Origin of the sequence: Nocardioides sp. Soil805, assembly GCF_001429625.1 — a bacterium.
Classification (GTDB): Bacteria; Actinomycetota; Actinomycetes; order Propionibacteriales; family Nocardioidaceae; genus Nocardioides.
Genome location: NZ_LMSU01000001.1, coordinates 41,358 through 58,350, shown reverse-complemented (window position 1 = coordinate 58,350; position 16,993 = coordinate 41,358). Strand labels below are relative to the sequence as shown.

Here is a 16,993-nt window from a genome sequence, read left to right as displayed (position 1 = left end):
CCTCGACAGGAGCACCGACTGTGGCTGGACGCCTCTTCACCTCCGAGTCCGTGACCGAGGGTCACCCGGACAAGATCGCCGACCGGATCAGCGACTCGGTCCTCGACTACCTCATGGAGCACGACTCCGACCCGGAGAACCTGCGGGTCGCGGTCGAGACGCTGCTGACGACCGGGCTCGTCGTCGTCGCCGGAGAGGTGCGCACGGACGCCTACGCCCCCGTGGCCGACCTGGTCCGCAAGGCCATCCTCGACATCGGCTACGACTCCTCGGACAAGGGCTTCGACGGCACCACGTGCGGGGTCCAGGTGGCGATCGGCGCACAGTCGGTCGACATCGCGGCCGGGGTCGACAGCGGTCACGAGTCCCGGGTCGGGTCCTCCGAGGACGACCTCGACAAGCGCGGCGCCGGTGACCAGGGGCTGATGTTCGGCTACGCGTGCGACGACACCCCCGAGCTGATGCCGCTCCCGATCATGATCGCCCAGCGCCTCGCGCAGCGGCTGACCGAGGTCCGCAAGGACGGCACGCTCGCCTACCTGCGTCCCGACGGCAAGACCCAGGTCACGATCGAGTACGACGAGCAGGACCGGCCGGTGCGCATCGACACCGTGGTGCTGTCCACCCAGCACGCCGAGGACGTCGAGCACGCCACCCTCGAGGCCGACATCAAGCAGCACGTCATCGACGTGGTGCTGGCCGGGTTCGACATCCCCTCCGAGGGCTACCGCCTGCTGGTCAACCCGACCGGCAAGTTCGTCGTCGGCGGCCCGATGGGCGACGCCGGCCTCACCGGTCGCAAGATCATCGTCGACACCTACGGCGGCATGGCCCGCCACGGCGGCGGTGCCTTCTCTGGCAAGGACCCGTCCAAGGTCGACCGCTCCGCGGCGTACGCCATGCGCTGGGTGGCCAAGAACGTCGTCGCCGCCGGGCTCGCCCGACGCTGCGAGGCGCAGGTCGCCTACGCCATCGGCAAGGCCGCCCCGGTGGGGGTCTTCATCCAGACCTTCGGCACCGGCATCGTGTCCGACGAGGCGATCCAGGCCGCCGTGCTGGAGGTCTTCGACCTGCGTCCGGCCGCGATCATCCGCGACCTCGACCTGCTGCGCCCGATCTACGCCCAGACGTCGGCCTACGGCCACTTCGGGCGCGAGCTGCCCGACTTCACCTGGGAGCGCACCGACCGCGCCGACAAGCTGAAGGCCGCCGCCGGCGCCTGATCGGGGCGGTCGCGGGAGAGTCCCCGCCCAGCCGGGGAGTCCGCCACCGTGTCACCGTTGCAACGGTCACACGGTGACGGACTCGCGGACAGAGTCCGCACCGGTCGGTGCGCTGTCGGTCCGCATTGGTTGAATGCCGACCATGACCAACCACGAGGCCGGAGCAGCAGAGATGCTGCCCGGCCTCCGCGCGTCCGTGGCCGACGGCAAGGCCCGCGCCGCAGCCACCCGGGCGCGCAGGGCGGCCGAGTTCGAGCCGGCCGAGGTCGACCCCGTCGCGCGCGTCCTGGTCGACGTCCCCCTGGCCCACCTCGACCGCACCTTCGACTACGCGGTCCCGGTCGCCCACGCCGCGGCCGCCGTCCCCGGCGCGAGGGTCAAGGTCCGCTTCGCCGGGCAGGACGTCGACGGCTACGTCGTCGAGCGCGTCGCCACGACCGACCACACCGGTCGTCTCCAGCCGCTACGACGCGTCGTCAGCCCCGAGCCGGTCCTGAGCCCGGCGGTCGCCGACCTCACCGCGGCGGTGGCAGCCCGCTACGCCGGGGCCCGCGCCGACGTGCTCCGCCTCGCCGTCCCGCCCCGGCACGCCAAGGTGGAGGCCGAGCCCTGGGAGCCGGCCCCCGCCCCGTCCGTGGCCCCCACGGGGGAGACGTGGCAGCACGTCACCCACGGCGACGTCTTCCTGGGCCACCTCGCCGAGGGGGCCGCCCCCCGGGCCGTGTGGTCCGCAGCGCCCGGCGACGACTGGCCGGCCATGGTCGCCGCGGCGGTGGCCGCGACCCGCGCCGGGGGCAGGGGAGTGCTGGTGTGCGTTCCCGACCAGCGCGACGTCGACCGGGTCAGCGCGGCCCTGGACGCGGCCCTCGGCCCCGACCAGCACGCCACCCTGACCGCCGACCTCGGTCCGTCGGCGCGCTACCGCGCCTTCCTGTCGGTCTCCCGCGGCGCACGGCGCGTGGTCGTGGGCACCCGCTCGGCCGCCTTCGCGCCCGTCCACGACCTGGGCCTCGTGGTGCTCTGGGACGACGGCGACGACCTGCATGCCGAGCCCCGCGCGCCGTACCCGCACGTCCGGGAGGTCCTCGGCCTGCGAGCCGAGGCGGAGGGCACCGCGATGCTGCTCGGCGGCTTCGCCCGCTCGACCGAGGCCGCGATGCTGCTGCGCTCGGGGTGGGCGCGCGAGCTCACCGCCGACCGCGCGGTGGTCCGCGCCCGCGCCCGCATCGACGTGGCCCCCGCCGAGGACCGGGCGGTCGGCTCGCGGCTGCCGCGGCCCGCCTTCGAGGCCATCCGTGCGGGCCTGGCCCACGGACCGGTCCTGGTGCAGACTCCCCGCGCCGGCTACGCGCCGGCGCTGGCGTGCGAGCGGTGCCGCACCCCGGCGCGCTGCGGGCGGTGCGCGGGCCCGCTGGTCCTGCCGGGGCCGACGCAGCCGCCGACCTGCCGCTGGTGCGGCACGGCCGACGAGCGCTGGGCCTGCCGCGAGTGCCGCCACCGTGGCCTTCGGGCGCCCGTGCGGGGCGAGGCCCGCACCGCCGAGGAGCTCGGCCGCACCTTCCCCGGGACGACCGTGCGCAGCTCGAGCGGCGACCGGGTGCTGGCGAGCGTGGGGGAGCGGGCCGACATCGTCGTCGCCACCGTCGGCGCCGAGCCGGTCGCGCAGACCGGCTACGCCGCGGTGGTCCTCCTCGACACCTGGCTGACCCTGGCCCGCGAGGACATGCGTGTCCAGGAGGAGGCCGTACGCCGCTGGCTCGCCGCCGCGGGGCTGGTGCGGCCCGGTGGGCACGTCGTCGCCGTGGGGGACCCCGCCCACCCGGCGCTCCAGGCGCTGGTCCGGTGGGACCCGGCCGGGTTCGCCGAGCGCGAGCTGGTCGAGCGGGGCGAGGCCCACCTGCCGCCGACCGCGCGGATCGCGACGATCACCGGCGAGCCGGGGGCGCTCGACGACGCGGTGACCCTGCTCGACCTCCCCGAGCCCGCCGAGGTCCTCGGGCCGGTGCCGGTCTCCGCCGACGAGCAGCGGGTGGTGGTCCGGGTGCCGCTCGTCCACGGGGCCCGGCTGTCGGCGGCGCTGGGTGAGCTGCAGCGGGTCCGGTCGGCGCGCAAGCTCGACGCGGTCCGCATCCAGGTCGACCCGCCGAGCATCTGAGGCGCTCCCTAGACTGGGGCGCGCATCCCCCGACCGAGGAGTTCCAGCACCCCGATGGCAGTCCAGCCGATCCGCCTGTTCGGCGACCCGATCCTGCGCAGTCGCGCGATCGAGGTCGACGACTTCGACAAGGAGATCCGCCAGCTCGTCACGGACCTCACCGACACCATGCTGGCCGCTCCCGGCGCCGGCCTCGCCGCCCCGCAGATCGGCGTGGGGCTGCGCGTCTTCACCTGGAACGTCGAGGACCAGGTCGGCCACCTCGTCAACCCCTCGCTCGAGCTGAGCGACGAGACGCAGGACGGGGCCGAGGGCTGCCTCTCCCTCCCGGAGCTCACCTACGACTGCCTGCGTGCCCTGTCGGTCGTCGCCACCGGCTTCGACATGTACGGCGAGCCGGTGCGCATCGAGGCCTCCGAGTACCTCGCCCGCGCCATGCAGCACGAGACCGACCACCTCGACGGGATCCTGTTCATCGACAAGCTCGACACCGCCGCCCGCAAGGCGGCGATGAAGGAGATCCGCGAGTCCGACTGGTTCGGCCTCGAGCGCCCGACCGTGCGGGTGAGCCCCCACGCGACCGGCGGGCTGGGCCGCTGATGCGCATCGTCTTCGCCGGCACCCCCGAGGTCGCCGTCCCCGCCCTCGACGCGTTGCACGCCTCGGGCCACGAGCTCGTCGGCGTGGTCACCCGCCCCGACGCCCCGTCGGGTCGCGGCCGCAGGCTCGTCGCCAGCCCGGTGGCGCTGCGCGCCGAGGAGCTCGGGGTCCCCGTGCTCAAGCCCGAGCACCCGCGCGACCCCGACTTCCAGGCAGCGCTGCGCGACCTGCGCCCCGACGCGTGCCCCGTGGTCGCCTACGGTGCCCTTCTCCCGCAGTCGGCCCTCGACATCCCCGAGCACGGCTGGATCAACCTGCACTTCTCGATCCTGCCCGCCTGGCGCGGGGCCGCGCCGGTCCAGCACTCGATCTGGGCGGGCGACGAGATGACCGGTGCGACGACCTTCCGGATCGTCAAGGAGCTCGACGCCGGCCCGACGTACGGCGTGATGACCGAGCGCATCCGACCCACCGACACCGCCGGCGACCTCCTCGAGCGGCTCGCCGAGGGGGGCGCGACCCTGCTGGTGCGCACCCTGGACGGCATCGAGGACGGGTCGCTGGAGGCCCGCGAGCAGCCGGCCGAGGGCGTCAGCCTGGCCCCCAAGATCCTGGTCGACGACGCCCGCATCGACTGGACCGACCCGGCCGTCGGAATCGACCGCCAGGTGCGGGCCTGCACGCCGGGCCCCGGCGCCTGGACGACCTGGGAGGGGGAGCGGTTCAAGGTCGGGCGGGTCACCGTCGCCGCCGACCACGACCGTCTCGAGCCCGGGGTCCTCGAGGTCACCAAGAACGCCGTCTTCGTCGGGACCGCGACCCACCCGGTCGAGCTCGGCGACGTCAAGGCGTTCGGCAAGAAGCAGATGCGCGCGGCCGACTGGGCGCGCGGGGTCACCGTGCCCGAGGGGGCCCGCCTCGGCGGCTGAGACACACCTGGGGGTGTGGTGCGTCACATTTCAACGACTGGCGCGCTAGCCTGCGCAAAACCCCCCCCATCGTCTCGGAGGTCACCCCTGTGGCTGTTCTGGAAATCCTCGATCGCCGCCACACCGTGGCGCCGTACTCCTACAACCGCTGGCTGATCCCGCCCGCGGCGCTCGCCGTCCACCTGTGCATCGGCCAGGTGTACGCGACCAGCGTCTACAAGAACTCGCTCATCGAGCACTTCGACACCTCTCAGACCGCGATCGGCTTCGTCTTCTCCATCGCCATCGTCATGCTCGGCCTCAGCGCCGCGGTCTTCGGCACGTGGGTGGACCGCGTCGGCCCGCGCCGCGCCATGTTCACCGCAGCCTGCTGCTGGGCGGCCGGCTTCCTGGTCGGCTCCCTGGGCATCGCCTCGGGCCAGCTGTGGCTGCTCTACCTCGGCTACGGCGTGATCGGCGGCGTGGGCCTGGGCATCGGCTACATCTCCCCGGTGTCGACGCTCATCAAGTGGTTCCCGGACCGGCCGGGCCTGGCCACCGGCATGGCCATCATGGGCTTCGGCGGCGGTGCGATGGTCGCGGCCCCGCTCTCGCGCCAGCTGCTGTCGTTCTACGACCCGGCGTACGACCCCACCGACGCGGCGTCGCTCGCCGACGGCCACGCGCTGACTTTCCTGTTCATCACGCTCGGCATCGTCTACTTCGCCATCATGATGCTCGGCGTCGCGAACATCCGGGTTCCTTCGCCCGGCTGGCGCCCCGACGGCTTCGACCCCTCGACGGTCAAGCAGAAGGCGATGGTCACCGAGGAGAACGTGTCGGCCGCCAACGCGATCCGCACGCCCCAGTTCTGGCTGCTGTGGACCGTGCTGTTCTGCAACGTCACCGCGGGCATCGGCATCCTGGAGCAGGCCAGCCCCATGATCCAGGACTTCTTCCGCGAGGGCGGCGACTCCAGTGTCACCGTCGCCGCCGCCGGCGGGTTCGTGGGCCTGCTGTCGCTGTTCAACATGGCCGGGCGCTTCGTGTGGTCCAGCACGTCCGACTACATCGGCCGCAAGCCCATCTACATGGTCTACCTCGGCGTCGGCATCGTCCTGTACGTCGCGCTGGCACTCGTCGGCTCGACGTCCACCGCGATCTTCGTGCTCATCGCCGCGATCATCATCTCCTTCTACGGTGGCGGCTTCGCCACCATCCCGGCGTACCTGCGCGACCTCTTCGGCGTCTTCCAGGTCGGGGCGATCCACGGCCGGCTGCTGACGGCGTGGTCGGCCGCGGGCGTCGCGGGACCGCTCATCATCAACGGCTTCCTGGACTCGGCCGGCGGTGCGGGCTCGCTCGACGCCGACTCCTACCGTCCGGCGCTCTTCACCATGGTCGCGATCCTGGGGGTCGGCTTCGTGGCCAACCTGCTGGTGCGCCCGGTGGCGGCCAAGTTCCACGAGGACATGTCCGCGCACGAGTCGCAGGTCGAGGCCGACCGCGAGGCCGGCAAGGCCGAGGAGGCCGCGGCGGGCGGCTCCGGCGGCAGCAGCACCGTCCGGCTGGTGCTGTCGTGGGCCGTGGTGGGCCTCCTGCTCGCGTACGGCGTCTTCCAGACGCTCACGACCGCCCTCAAGCTGTTCTCGTGAGCGTGCGGACCGCCTGAACGTTTCGACGGTCCCGCCGCGGTGACGTACCGTCGGGCGCCATGACCTCCCCCCTGGTTGCCCGAACCCGTCCCCGGCGGGGCCGTGCCGCGGTGCTCGCCGCGGCCGTCCTCGCCACCGTCCTGTCGCCGGTGCTCACCTCCACGAGCGCCTCGGCGGACCACGCCGGCGCCGAGCCCGGACCCGTCCACGCCGGCAACACGTACGGCTGGTGGGACAAGGGCATCGTGTGGCGCGAGGAGTTCGAGCAGCCGTACTCCGGCCCGACGGGGGCGCAGTGGCGCGCCTCCGGCCAGGGCGAGGTCGTGCACCAGAACGGCATGCTGACCCTCAACACCACCACGCAGGGCAGCCTCAGCGCCGAGCTGGGCTTCTCGGGCGCCGAGGTGGGCCGCTGGGAGACGCGGCTCCGCAGCCGCCAGTACGGCCGCGGCGGCGCCCGCTACCGGGTGATGACCGAGCTCGTCCCGGCCGGTGACCGCGACCAGCACTGCGGCGCCCAGAACATCGCGCTGGAGAGCTACCGGATCGGCACCAGCAAGGCCAACCTGTACGCCCGCTCCCTGCCGAACGTCGCCTGGAAGGGCGAGCGGGCCGGCATGGACCTCGGCCGCGACCGCTGGCACACCTACGCCGTCGAGGTGACCCGCGACCGCATCTCGTGGTTCGTCGACGCGCACGTCGTGCAGACGGAGCGTCGTCCCGAGATCTGGTCCGGCGTCCCCCTGGTCCCGCGCTTCACCATGCAGGCCAAGGACGGCAAGACGATGAACGTCAGCCGGATGCAGATGGACTGGATCCGGCACTGGAGCCTCGAGGCCCCCAACGACCTCCCCGTCGACGCTCCGCCGACCCGCCAGGGCACCTACGGGAAGGCCTGCTGAGCACCGTCGCCGCCGCGACTACGCTGACCCGCGTGAGCAGGAAGGCGCGTCCGGCGGACATCGACGAGATCTGTGCGGCGCTGCCCGAGACGGAGCTGGGCACCTCCTGGGGCGACCGACCGACCTGGAAGGTCCCGCGCGGGCCGAAGGGCAAGGGGTTCTGCCTCTACCGGATGCCGCACAAGACCGCGGTGGACCCCGACACGGGAGAGATGTACGACGACCTCGTCGTGATCGTCACCCCCACCGAGGCCGACAAGGTGGCGCTCGTCGAGGACGAGTCGACCCCGTTCTTCACCATCGACCACTTCCGTGGCTACAACGCCGTGCTCGTGCAGCAGTCGCGCCTGGGGGAGATCACCCGCGACGAGCTGGCCGAGGTCATCACCGACGCGTGGGCCCACCGCGCCCCGAAGCGTCTGGTCCGCGAGCTGTTCGATGAGTGAGCGCCGCTCCCGTGGGGGGCGCATCGACCCGGCCCGGCTCGCCGCCCTCGAGGTCCTCAAGGCCGTGCGGGTCGACGACGCCTACGCCAACCTCGCGCTGCCCAGGGTCCTCGCCGAGCACGGGCTGTCGGGCCGGGACGCGGCGTTCGCCACCGAGCTCGTCTCCGGCACGATCCGGCTGCAGGGCACGTACGACGCGATCATCGACGCCTGTCTCACCAAGCCGCGCCTGGAGGCCAAGGTCCGCGACGTGCTGCGCCTCGGTGCCCACCAGCTCCTCTCGATGCGGGTCCCGGACCACGCGGCCATCAGCTCCTCGGTCGAGCTGGCCCGTGCGCGCATCGGTGTCGGCCCGGTCGGGCTGGTCAACGCCGTGCTGCGCAAGGTGGCCGCCCACGACCTCGACGGGTGGATCCGCCGGGTCGCACCCGACCCCGGGTCCGACCCGTTCGGCTACGCCGCCGTGGCACATTCCCATCCCCGCTGGGTGGTGGAGGAGCTGGCCGACGCACTCGCCTCCGCCGTCCAGCTGGAGGACCTGCTCGCCGCCGACAACGCGCCGCCGCGGGTCGTGCTCGTCGCCCGGCCCGGGCTCGCCACCGTCGAGGAGCTCGTCGCCGCGGGCGGCACGGCCAGCACCCGCTCGCCGTACGCCGTGGAGCTGGGCGCCGGCGGCGACCCCGCGACGATCCCCGCCGTCGCCGAGGGGCGCGCGGGCGTGCAGGACGAGGGGTCGCAGCTGGTGGCGCTGGCGCTGGCCGGGGCCGAGCTCGAGGGCCGCGACGAGCGGTGGCTCGACGTCTGCGCGGGCCCGGGCGGGAAGTCCGCGCTCCTCGCGGCGCTGGCCGCCCAGCGCGGCGCACGGCTGCTCGCCAACGAGCGCCAGCACCACCGCGCGCGGCTCGTGGTCCGGGGTTCCCGTGCGGCCGCCGAGGGCCTGGCCGGTGTGGTCACCGGCGACGGCACCCGGCCGCCCTGGCGCGACGGCACCTTCGACCGGGTGCTGGTCGACGCCCCCTGCTCGGGGCTGGGGGCGCTGCGTCGCCGCCCGGAGTCCCGCTGGCGCCGTACCCTCGCCGACCTCGACGCGCTCGTCCCGCTCCAGCGTGACCTCCTCGGCCACGCCCTGGACGCGGTCCGTCCCGGCGGTGTCGTCGTCTACGCGACCTGCTCGCCCGTCCTGGCCGAGACCAGCGAGGTGGTCGAGTCCGTGGTCGGCTCGCGCGACGACACCACCGTCGTCGCGACGCAGCAGCTGTGGCCGCACCGGGACGGCACGGACGCGATGTTCATCGCCACGATGCGCAGGGGCTGACCCAGTCCCCCCAAAAGGGGGGACACGACGGCGTCGCCTGTTCCCTCATCACCACCGGTCGTGGATGATGGGCCGCGTCGGCCACCGGGTCGACGGGGGACGGAAAGAGCGCGCAGTGCGACGGAGTTCAAGAGCAGCGGCCCTGGTCGCGCTCGCGAGCCTGCTGGTGGGTGTGGCTCCCACCGCCGGCGCCGACGGGTCCTCGGTCCGCAGCGGCCCCGGCAGCGCCGCGGACGGCATGTTCTTGACCTACGTCGGTTGCGACTCGTTCTTCGGCCCGTCCTCGGCTCCCGGGACCCGCGTCAACCTCGGCCCCGGGACCGCCCCGCTGGGTCGCCGCAGCTTCGGCCTCGTGCCGACCGCCGCCGGGACCGCGTCCGGCCCCTACGTGCCCTTCCTGTCCCTGGCCGGGGCGGGCGCCTCGGTGGCCGTGACCGCCCGGGCCGGTACCAGCGGCGCGTCGTACATCTGGACCTCGGCACCGGACGCCCCGTCCGGCCACGCGTGGCTCGGCCGCGCGGTCGTGAGCGTCCCCGCCGGGGGCTGGCACACCGTCGACACCGCCACCCTGCGCTACGACTGGCAGCTGGTCGACCTGGTGACCGGCTCGGCGACCCCGGGCGGGTCCGCGTCACCGGCGGAGTTCGTGGCCGCGCACGGTGACGGCACCGGCTACGTGGTGACCGGCTTCGGGTGCGACGGCCACGCCTTCAACGTGGACGCGGTGCGCGGCGCGGGCCAGACGTGGGACTTCGAGGGCACCACGCTCCAGACCGCCATCTCCGCCTCCGCCCCGCAGGTCGAGGTGGGTCAGGACGTGGTGGTCAGCGGGCACGTCACCGATGCCTCCGGCCGGGTGACCGGCGATCCCGTGGTCCTCCAGGCCCGCACTCCCGGGGTGGGGGAGTGGCGCACGGTCTCCGACCTCACGCTCGTCGGTCCCGACGGATGGTCCCGCGCGAGCGTCACGGTCACCGAGGACACGGAGTACCGCTGGTTGCGGCCCGAGGGCCAGTACGCCGACGCGGGCTCGAGCGCGTCCGTGGTCGTGCGCGTCGTCCCGTCCACCACCGCGACCCCGGACCCGCAGGAGCCTGCTCCCTCGTCACCGACCCCCTCGGCTCCCACGCCTTCCGTGCCGGCGCCGTCCAGCCCGCCGCAGTCCAGCCCGGCTGGCTAGGTTGGGGCGCATGGCCCCCACCGGCACGAGCTCCAGCATCGAGATCGACGTGGGTCCCCACGTCGTGCGCGTCAGCAACCCCGACCGGGTCTACTTCCCCGACTCGGGGGCGACCAAGCGGGACCTGGTCGACTACTACCTGGCCGTGGGCCCGGGCATCGTCAACGCCCTGTACGAGCGCCCGTGCATGCTGCACCGCTTCCCGAAGGGCCTGGCCGGCGCCAAGGTCCACCAGAAGCGGCTCCCCGCCGGGGCGCCGCCGTGGGTCGAGACCGTGCGGCTGCACTTCCCGCGCTGGAACCGCACGGCCGACGAGCTGTGCGTCACCGAGCTGGCCAGCGTGATCTGGGCCGTGCAGATGTCGACGGTCGAGTTCCACCCGTGGAACAGCCGCCGCGCCGACACCGAGAAGCCCGACGAGTGGCGCATAGACCTCGACCCCGGCCCCGAGTGCGACTGGGAGACGGTCCAGCGGGTCGCCGGCATCACCCACGAGGTGCTCGACGAGCTCGGCGCGGTCGGCTTCCCCAAGACCAGCGGCGGCTCGGGCCTGCACGTCTACGTCCGGATCCCGCCCACGCACGGCTTCGGCGACGTACGCCGCGCTGCCCTGGCCTTCGCCCGCGAGGTGGAGCGCCGTGCGGACGGCGACGTCACGACCGCGTGGTGGCGCAAGGACCGCGAGCCCGACCAGCTCTTCGTCGACTACAACCAGAACGCCCGTGACCACACCATCGCGGCCGCCTACTCGGTGCGCGGCGTCCCGACCGCCCGGGTCTCGGCCCCGGTCCGCTGGGACGAGGTCGACGACTGCGAGCCGGAGGACTTCACGATCTTCACCATGCCGGCGCGCTTCGCCGAGATCGGTGACCTGCACGCCGACATCGACGAGCACGTCTTCGACATCGCGCCCCTGCTGGAGTGGGCCGGGCGCGACGAGGCGCAGGGCGCCGAGCCGCCCGTCGACCCGGACGAGTGAGCCGGGCCTAGACTTCCCGCCCGTGGGTATCCAGATCACGCCGAGCATCCTCAACGCCGACTTCTCCCGCCTGGGCGAGGAGGTGGGTCGCATCGGCAGCGCCGACTGGGTGCACGTCGACGTGATGGACAACCACTTCGTGCCCAACCTGACGTTCGGGCCCACGATGGTCGAGGCGCTCAGCCGGGCCACGGACATCCCCCTCGACGCGCACCTGATGATCGAGGACTGCGACACCCACGCCCCGGCGTACGTCGAGGCGGGGGCGTCCAGCGTCACCTTCCACGTCGAGTCGACCAAGGCCCCCATCCGGCTGGCCCGCGAGATCCGCGCGAAGGGTGCGCGCGCGAGCATGGCCCTCAAGCCCGCCACGCCGATCGAGCCCTACGAGGCCCTGCTGCCCGAGCTCGACATGCTGCTGCTCATGACCGTGGAGCCCGGCTTCGGCGGCCAGAAGTTCCTCGACCTGTGCCTGCCCAAGATCCGCACCGCGCGCGCCATGATGCGCAAGCACGGCGTCGAGACCTGGCTGCAGGTCGACGGGGGAGTCTCCCTGGAGACCATCGAGCGCTGCGCCGAGGCCGGGGCCGACGTCTTCGTGGCCGGCTCGGCCGTCTACTCCGCCGACGACCCGGACGCCATGGTCCGCGAGCTCAAGGCGTCGGCCGAGGCTGCCGCGTCCTGAGCACGACGGTCCGGGGACCTCAGCGCGCCCGGACCTGCCGGAACGTCGCCGCGTCGTCCCTCGACACGTAGAGCCGGCTGTCCCACGTGCGCACCCAGGCCACGTCCTGCCGGGCGTCGAGCGCGACGACCGGTGACCAGCCGCCCGGGGCCGGCCCGAGCGGCGGCTCGAACTCCGCCCGGTGGGGTGCGTACGTCGACCAGTCGCCGCCGTCGCTGGCCCACAGGCCGTGCCAGCGGTCCGCCGGCCGGGCGAGCGTCTCGTCGCTGAAGTGGTCGAGGAGCACCAGGAGCCGGCCGTCCGCGAGACCGACCGCCCCCGACTGGTAGGCGAGGACCTCGCCGCCGAGGTCGACGTCGTACGTCTCCCAGGACCCTCCGTGGTCGGTGGTCCGGGCGGCGACCTCGAACGGCAGCAGCGTGGCCCCGTCACCGCCCGCCACCACGACCTGCGTCCCCTCCGCGCCACCGGGCGCCATCGACCTCACCGGCTGCTGGAGCAGGCCGTCGAGGGCCGGCACCGAGGGGACCGCGTCGCGCGCCCCGGCGTACGCCTGCCAGCGGCGCCGGCTCCAGGGCTCGTACGACGCCGTGGTGAGGCCGTCGTCGCTGGTGGCGACGGTGGCGATGGCCCGGCGCCCGCGGCACCCGGTCTCGACGCAGCCCCACCAGGAGACGACCCGCAGCCCGTCCGGCCGGGGCGTCACCACGACGTCGAGCAGGACCGACCGCTCGTCGAGGGAGATCTCCTGCGGTGTCGGCCTGGCCACGGTGGCGGCGGACTGCGCGCTCGAGGGCAGCGGCGCTGCGGCCCGCCGCCCCTCTGGGGCGGGGCCGTGCGATCCGCCGCCACCCTGCGCAGCACCGCCCGGCCCGCACGCCGCGGTGAGGGCGGCGACGACCAGCACGGGGACGAGGAGTCTTCTCATGCCGCTCTGACGCGGGGGAGGCCGCCGGAGTTGTCGATCGCGACGGTGGGGTGCGGCGGTCGGCGAGTGGTCCACGCCACGCGGACACCCCGTCCGGGAATGCGCCGGGGTGTGGCAGAGTTCCGTCCACGAGCAAGCGTGCTCTGGGGGCGGTGAAACTCCGCACCGGCGGTCACAGTCCGCGACCCGACCACTGCCAGTGGCCGGTTGACCAGGTGGAACTCCTGGACCGACGGTCACAGTCCGGATGAGAAGTGCACGCAGGCGACGCACCCGTCCCGACGCGGCGCGCGCGCCCGCACCCCCCGGAGTCCGAGACCACGGACGAGAGGGACGGCGATGGGTGCGACACCGGCGGAGACCGCCGCGATGCGGCGCGCCCTGCAGATCGCCGCCACCCCCGGCGTCCCGCTCGGACCCAATCCCCGGGTCGGCTGCGTGCTGCTGGCCGACGACGGCACCGAGGTCGCGGAGGGCTTCCACCGCGGAGCCGGTACGCCGCACGCCGAGGTCGCCGCCCTCACCGAGGCCGGTGACGCCGCGCGCGGGACCACCGCCGTCGTGACCCTGGAGCCGTGCAACCACACGGGACGCACCGGCCCCTGCGTCGAGGCCCTCCTCGCCGCCGGCGTGCGCCGCGTCGTCCTCGCCCAGGCCGACCCCAACCCCGAGGCGGCCGGCGGCGCCGAGGCGCTGCGCGCCGCCGGGGTGGAGGTCGAGGCCGGCGTGCTCGCCGACGAGGCTGCGCGGCTCAACCGGGCCTGGACGTTCGCCATCGAGCACGACCGCCCCTTCGTCACGTGGAAGCTCGCCACCACCCTCGACGGCCGCAGCGCCGCCGCCGACGGCACGAGCCGCTGGATCTCCAGCGAGCCGGCCCGCCAGGACACGCACCGGCTCCGTGCCGAGTGCGACGTGCTCATGGTCGGCACCGGCACGGTCGAGGTCGACGACCCGTTGCTGACCGTCCGCGACAACTGGGACCGCCCGGTGCGCCACCAGCCCCTGCGGGCCGTGATGGGGCTGCGGGACCTCGCCCCCGACCGGCGGATCCTCAACAACCACGCCGAGACCCTGCAGCTGCGCACCCGTGAGCCCGCCGAGGCCCTGCGCGAGCTCCACGAGCGCGGCCGCAGGCACGTGTGGCTGGAGGGCGGGCCGGCCCTGGCCGCGGCCTTCCTGTCCGCCGGCCTCGTCGACGAGGTCGTCGCCTACGTCGCCCCCAGCCTGCTGGGCGCCGGGACGAGCACGGTGGGCGACCTCGGCATCACCACCATCGCCGACCAGATCCGCTTCCGGATCCGGCAGGCCGCGGTCGTCGGCACCGGCGCCGACGCCAACGTCCGACTGACCCTCGAGAGGACCCCCTGATGTTCACCGGCATCGTCGAAGAGCTCGGCACCGTCGCCGCGATCGAGGACCAGGGCGACGCCCTGCGGCTCTCCATCAGCGCCGCGACGGTGCTCGAGGACACCCGGCTCGGCGACTCCATCGCCGTCAACGGCTGCTGCCTGACCGTCACCGACCTCGGCGACGGCACCTGGTCGGCCGACGTGATGGCCGAGACCCTCGACAAGACCTCGCTGGCCGGAGCCCGGCCCGGCGACACGGTCAACCTCGAGCGCGCCGTCACCCCGCAGACCCGCCTGGGCGGCCACATCGTCCAGGGCCACGTGGACGGTGTCGGAGAGGTCCTCCGGCGCACCCCCAGCGAGCACTGGGAGGTCGTCGAGGTCTCCCTGCCGCCGCACCTCGCGCCGTACCTCGTCGACAAGGGCTCGATCACCGTCGACGGCGTGAGCCTGACCGTCGTCGAGGCGGGGGAGCAGAGCTTCACCGTCTCCCTCATCCCCGAGACGCTGGCCCGCACCACCCTGGGCCGGCGCGCGGTCGGCGACCGCGTCAACCTCGAGGCCGACATCATCGCCAAGCACGTCGAGAAGCTGCTGCAGGGCGGCCTCATCCCCACGCAGGACAGGAAGCAGGACCGATGAACCTCCTCGAGTGGCTGATCCACGGCACCATCGCCGTCCCCCGAGGGACGCTCAGCGTCCCCGAGGTGATCGGCAACCTCTTCGGGCTCGCCAGCGCGATCCTCGGCATGAAGCGGCTCGTGTGGGCGTGGCCCATCGGGCTGGTCGGCAACGTGCTGCTCTTCGTGGTCTTCGCCTCGGGCGAGCTCAGCGGCGTCGTGGCCGAGCCCCTGTGGGGTCAGGCCGGACGCCAGGTCTTCTTCGCCGCGGTGGCGCTCTACGGCTGGGTGCGCTGGTCGCGCTCGCGGCGTGCCGGCGGCGCCGCCGACGGCGGGGCCATCACCCCGCGGTGGGCGACCTGGACCGAGCGCGGCCAGCTGCTGGCCAGCGGGGTCGTGGCGTACGCGGTGGCCTTCGTCGTCCTGCGCGAGATCGGCTCGTGGGGGCCGGCCACCGAGGCGTGGATCCTCGCCGGGTCCATGCTCGCGACGTACGGCATGGCGCGCGGCTGGGTGGAGTTCTGGATCGTGTGGATGCTGGTCGACGTCGTCGGCGTGACGACGCTCGTCCAGGCCGGCTACTACCCGACCGCCACGATGTACCTCGTGTACGCCGCCTTCGTGGTGATCGGCTTCATCGTGTGGATGCGTGCGAGCGCGCGCAGCGCGGCGCCGACCGACCCGCAGGTCGAGACGGTGGCGGCATGAGCGCCCCGGGACGCGTCCGGCTGGACCCCGTCGAGCGGGCGGTCGCGGACATCGCGGCGGGCCGGTGCGTGGTCGTGGTCGACGACGAGGACCGCGAGAACGAGGGTGACATCATCTTCGCGGCGTCGAAGGCGACCCCGGAGCTGATGGCCTTCACCATCCGTCACTCCAGCGGCGTCATCTGCGTGCCGATGCCCGGCGACATGCTGGAGCGTCTCGAGATCCCCCTGATGACGCCCCACAACAAGGACAAGCTGCGCACCGCCTACACCATCTCGGTGGACGCCAAGGACGGCGTCAGCACGGGGATCAGCGCCGCCGACCGTGCCCACACCGCACGTGTGCTGGCCGACTCGGCGACCGAGCCCGGCGACCTCACCCGGCCCGGCCACGTCTTCCCGCTGCGCTACCGGGAGGGAGGGGTGCTCGTACGCCGCGGCCACACCGAGGCGGCCGTCGACCTGGCCACCCTCGCCGGCCTGACCCCCGCGGGCGTGCTGGTCGAGGTGGTCAACGACGACGGCACCATGAAGCGGGCCCCCGAGCTGCGGGCCTTCGCCGACGAGCACGGGCTGGCGATGATCTCCATCGAGGACCTCGTGCGCTACCGACGCCGGCACGAGCGGCACGTCGAGCGGGTGGCCGAGACCCGGCTGCCCACCGCGCACGGCGACTTCACGGCGTACGGCTATCGCATCACCATCGACGACAGTGAGCACGTCGCGCTCGTCCACGGCGACCTGTCCGGCGACGAGCCCGTCCTCACCCGGGTGCACTCGGAGTGCCTCACCGGCGACGTCTTCGGCAGCCACCGCTGCGACTGCGGTCCCCAGCTCCAGGAGGCGATGGCCCGCATCGTGGAGGAGGGACGCGGCGTGGTCGTCTACCTGCGCGGGCACGAGGGTCGTGGCATCGGCCTGGTGGCCAAGCTGCAGGCCTACGAGCTCCAGGACGGCGGGCGCGACACCGTGGACGCCAACCTCGACCTCGGCCTGCCGGCCGACGCCCGGCACTACGGCACCGCCACCCAGGTGCTGCGCGACCTCGGGGTGACCCGGGTCCGGCTGCTGACCAACAACCCCGACAAGACCGCCAGCCTCGAGGACTTCGGCATCGAGGTGGCCGAGCGGGTGCCGCTCGCCATGCACCCCACCGACGCCAACCGCGCCTACCTCGAGACCAAGCGCGACCGCATGGGCCACGACCTGCCCGGCCTGGGCGGCCTCCACGACCCCGACGCCGACCCCGACGCTGCGACCATCACCGAGGAGCTGCACCAATGATCCGCACCCCAAGACCTTCTTCGCCTCCCCCGCTTCGCTCCGCCGTCGAACAAC

At 73.6% G+C, this 16,993-nt stretch carries 16 protein-coding genes and 1 riboswitch; of the genes, 15 read left to right on the top strand and 1 reads right to left on the bottom strand.

The annotated features are described in order from the left end of the window. Nucleotides 1-20: 20 nt before the first annotated feature. The 11 genes from metK (at nucleotide 21) to rpe (ending at nucleotide 12,048) form a co-directional block, all read left to right on the top strand. Nucleotides 21-1,223 carry a methionine adenosyltransferase gene (gene metK / locus ASG94_RS00285; RefSeq protein ID WP_056924468.1) on the top strand — a complete coding sequence of 401 codons (1,203 nt, stop codon included), beginning with the start codon at nucleotides 21-23 and terminating at the stop codon, nucleotides 1,221-1,223. A 142-nt stretch (nucleotides 1,224-1,365) separates the two neighbouring features. Next, on the top strand, nucleotides 1,366-3,378 hold the full coding sequence (locus ASG94_RS00280) for a primosomal protein N' (RefSeq protein ID WP_082624042.1): 2,013 nt from the start codon (nucleotides 1,366-1,368) through the stop codon (nucleotides 3,376-3,378). Nucleotides 3,379-3,432: 54 nt separating this feature from the next. Then, a complete protein-coding gene (def, locus tag ASG94_RS00275; protein ID WP_056924467.1) occupies nucleotides 3,433-3,978 on the top strand; it encodes a peptide deformylase in 546 nt (181 codons plus the stop codon). Next, a complete protein-coding gene (gene fmt / locus ASG94_RS00270; protein ID WP_056924466.1) occupies nucleotides 3,978-4,907 on the top strand; it encodes a methionyl-tRNA formyltransferase in 930 nt (309 codons plus the stop codon). The genes def and fmt overlap by 1 nt, the downstream gene beginning before the upstream one ends. An 89-nt stretch (nucleotides 4,908-4,996) precedes the next feature. Then, the gene (locus ASG94_RS00265) at nucleotides 4,997-6,541 is read left to right on the top strand and encodes an OFA family MFS transporter (RefSeq protein ID WP_056924465.1); all 1,545 of its coding nucleotides are present in this window, start codon (nucleotides 4,997-4,999) and stop codon (nucleotides 6,539-6,541) included. A 59-nt stretch (nucleotides 6,542-6,600) separates the two neighbouring features. Continuing rightward, nucleotides 6,601-7,443, top strand: a complete 843-nt coding sequence (locus tag ASG94_RS00260; RefSeq protein ID WP_156411362.1) for a family 16 glycosylhydrolase — start codon at nucleotides 6,601-6,603, stop codon at nucleotides 7,441-7,443. 32 nt (nucleotides 7,444-7,475) lie between these two features. Then, nucleotides 7,476-7,889 carry an MmcQ/YjbR family DNA-binding protein gene (locus ASG94_RS00255; RefSeq protein WP_056924463.1) on the top strand — a complete coding sequence of 138 codons (414 nt, stop codon included), beginning with the start codon at nucleotides 7,476-7,478 and terminating at the stop codon, nucleotides 7,887-7,889. Then, nucleotides 7,882-9,204, top strand: coding sequence for an RsmB/NOP family class I SAM-dependent RNA methyltransferase (locus tag ASG94_RS00250; RefSeq protein WP_056924462.1), 1,323 nt, complete (start codon nucleotides 7,882-7,884; stop codon nucleotides 9,202-9,204). Before ASG94_RS00255 ends, ASG94_RS00250 begins: the two co-directional genes overlap by 8 nt. A 115-nt stretch (nucleotides 9,205-9,319) precedes the next feature. Continuing rightward, a complete protein-coding gene (locus tag ASG94_RS21515) occupies nucleotides 9,320-10,384 on the top strand; it encodes a hypothetical protein (RefSeq protein ID WP_156411361.1) in 1,065 nt (354 codons plus the stop codon). A 10-nt stretch (nucleotides 10,385-10,394) separates the two neighbouring features. Next, nucleotides 10,395-11,363, top strand: a complete 969-nt coding sequence (gene ligD, locus ASG94_RS00240) for a non-homologous end-joining DNA ligase (RefSeq protein WP_056924460.1) — start codon at nucleotides 10,395-10,397, stop codon at nucleotides 11,361-11,363. A 22-nt stretch (nucleotides 11,364-11,385) separates the two neighbouring features. Continuing rightward, complete coding sequence (gene rpe / locus ASG94_RS00235; protein ID WP_056924459.1) at nucleotides 11,386-12,048, top strand: ribulose-phosphate 3-epimerase; 663 nt, start codon at nucleotides 11,386-11,388, stop codon at nucleotides 12,046-12,048. 19 nt (nucleotides 12,049-12,067) lie between these two features. Here rpe and ASG94_RS00230 read toward each other — a convergent pair whose 3' ends face one another. After that, nucleotides 12,068-12,976: a hypothetical protein gene (locus tag ASG94_RS00230; RefSeq protein WP_156411360.1), complete on the bottom strand. Its 909-nt coding sequence runs from the start codon at nucleotides 12,974-12,976 to the stop codon at nucleotides 12,068-12,070. A 134-nt stretch (nucleotides 12,977-13,110) separates the two neighbouring features. Then, nucleotides 13,111-13,240, top strand: a riboswitch (FMN riboswitch). Nucleotides 13,241-13,315: 75 nt separating this feature from the next. Here ASG94_RS00230 and ribD point away from each other — a divergent pair. Genes ribD through ASG94_RS00210 form a run of 4 tightly spaced genes read left to right on the top strand, consistent with a single transcriptional unit; the run spans nucleotide 13,316 to nucleotide 16,939 of the window. Next, complete coding sequence (gene ribD, locus ASG94_RS00225) at nucleotides 13,316-14,347, top strand: bifunctional diaminohydroxyphosphoribosylaminopyrimidine deaminase/5-amino-6-(5-phosphoribosylamino)uracil reductase RibD (protein WP_056924457.1); 1,032 nt, start codon at nucleotides 13,316-13,318, stop codon at nucleotides 14,345-14,347. Next, on the top strand, nucleotides 14,347-14,970 hold the full coding sequence (locus ASG94_RS00220; RefSeq protein WP_056924456.1) for a riboflavin synthase: 624 nt from the start codon (nucleotides 14,347-14,349) through the stop codon (nucleotides 14,968-14,970). The genes ribD and ASG94_RS00220 overlap by 1 nt, the downstream gene beginning before the upstream one ends. Continuing rightward, nucleotides 14,967-15,656 carry a nicotinamide riboside transporter PnuC gene (gene pnuC / locus ASG94_RS00215; protein ID WP_056924455.1) on the top strand — a complete coding sequence of 230 codons (690 nt, stop codon included), beginning with the start codon at nucleotides 14,967-14,969 and terminating at the stop codon, nucleotides 15,654-15,656. The genes ASG94_RS00220 and pnuC overlap by 4 nt, the downstream gene beginning before the upstream one ends. Next, the gene (locus ASG94_RS00210; protein WP_056924454.1) at nucleotides 15,653-16,939 is read left to right on the top strand and encodes a bifunctional 3,4-dihydroxy-2-butanone-4-phosphate synthase/GTP cyclohydrolase II; all 1,287 of its coding nucleotides are present in this window, start codon (nucleotides 15,653-15,655) and stop codon (nucleotides 16,937-16,939) included. Before pnuC ends, ASG94_RS00210 begins: the two co-directional genes overlap by 4 nt. Nucleotides 16,940-16,993 lie beyond the last annotated feature (54 nt).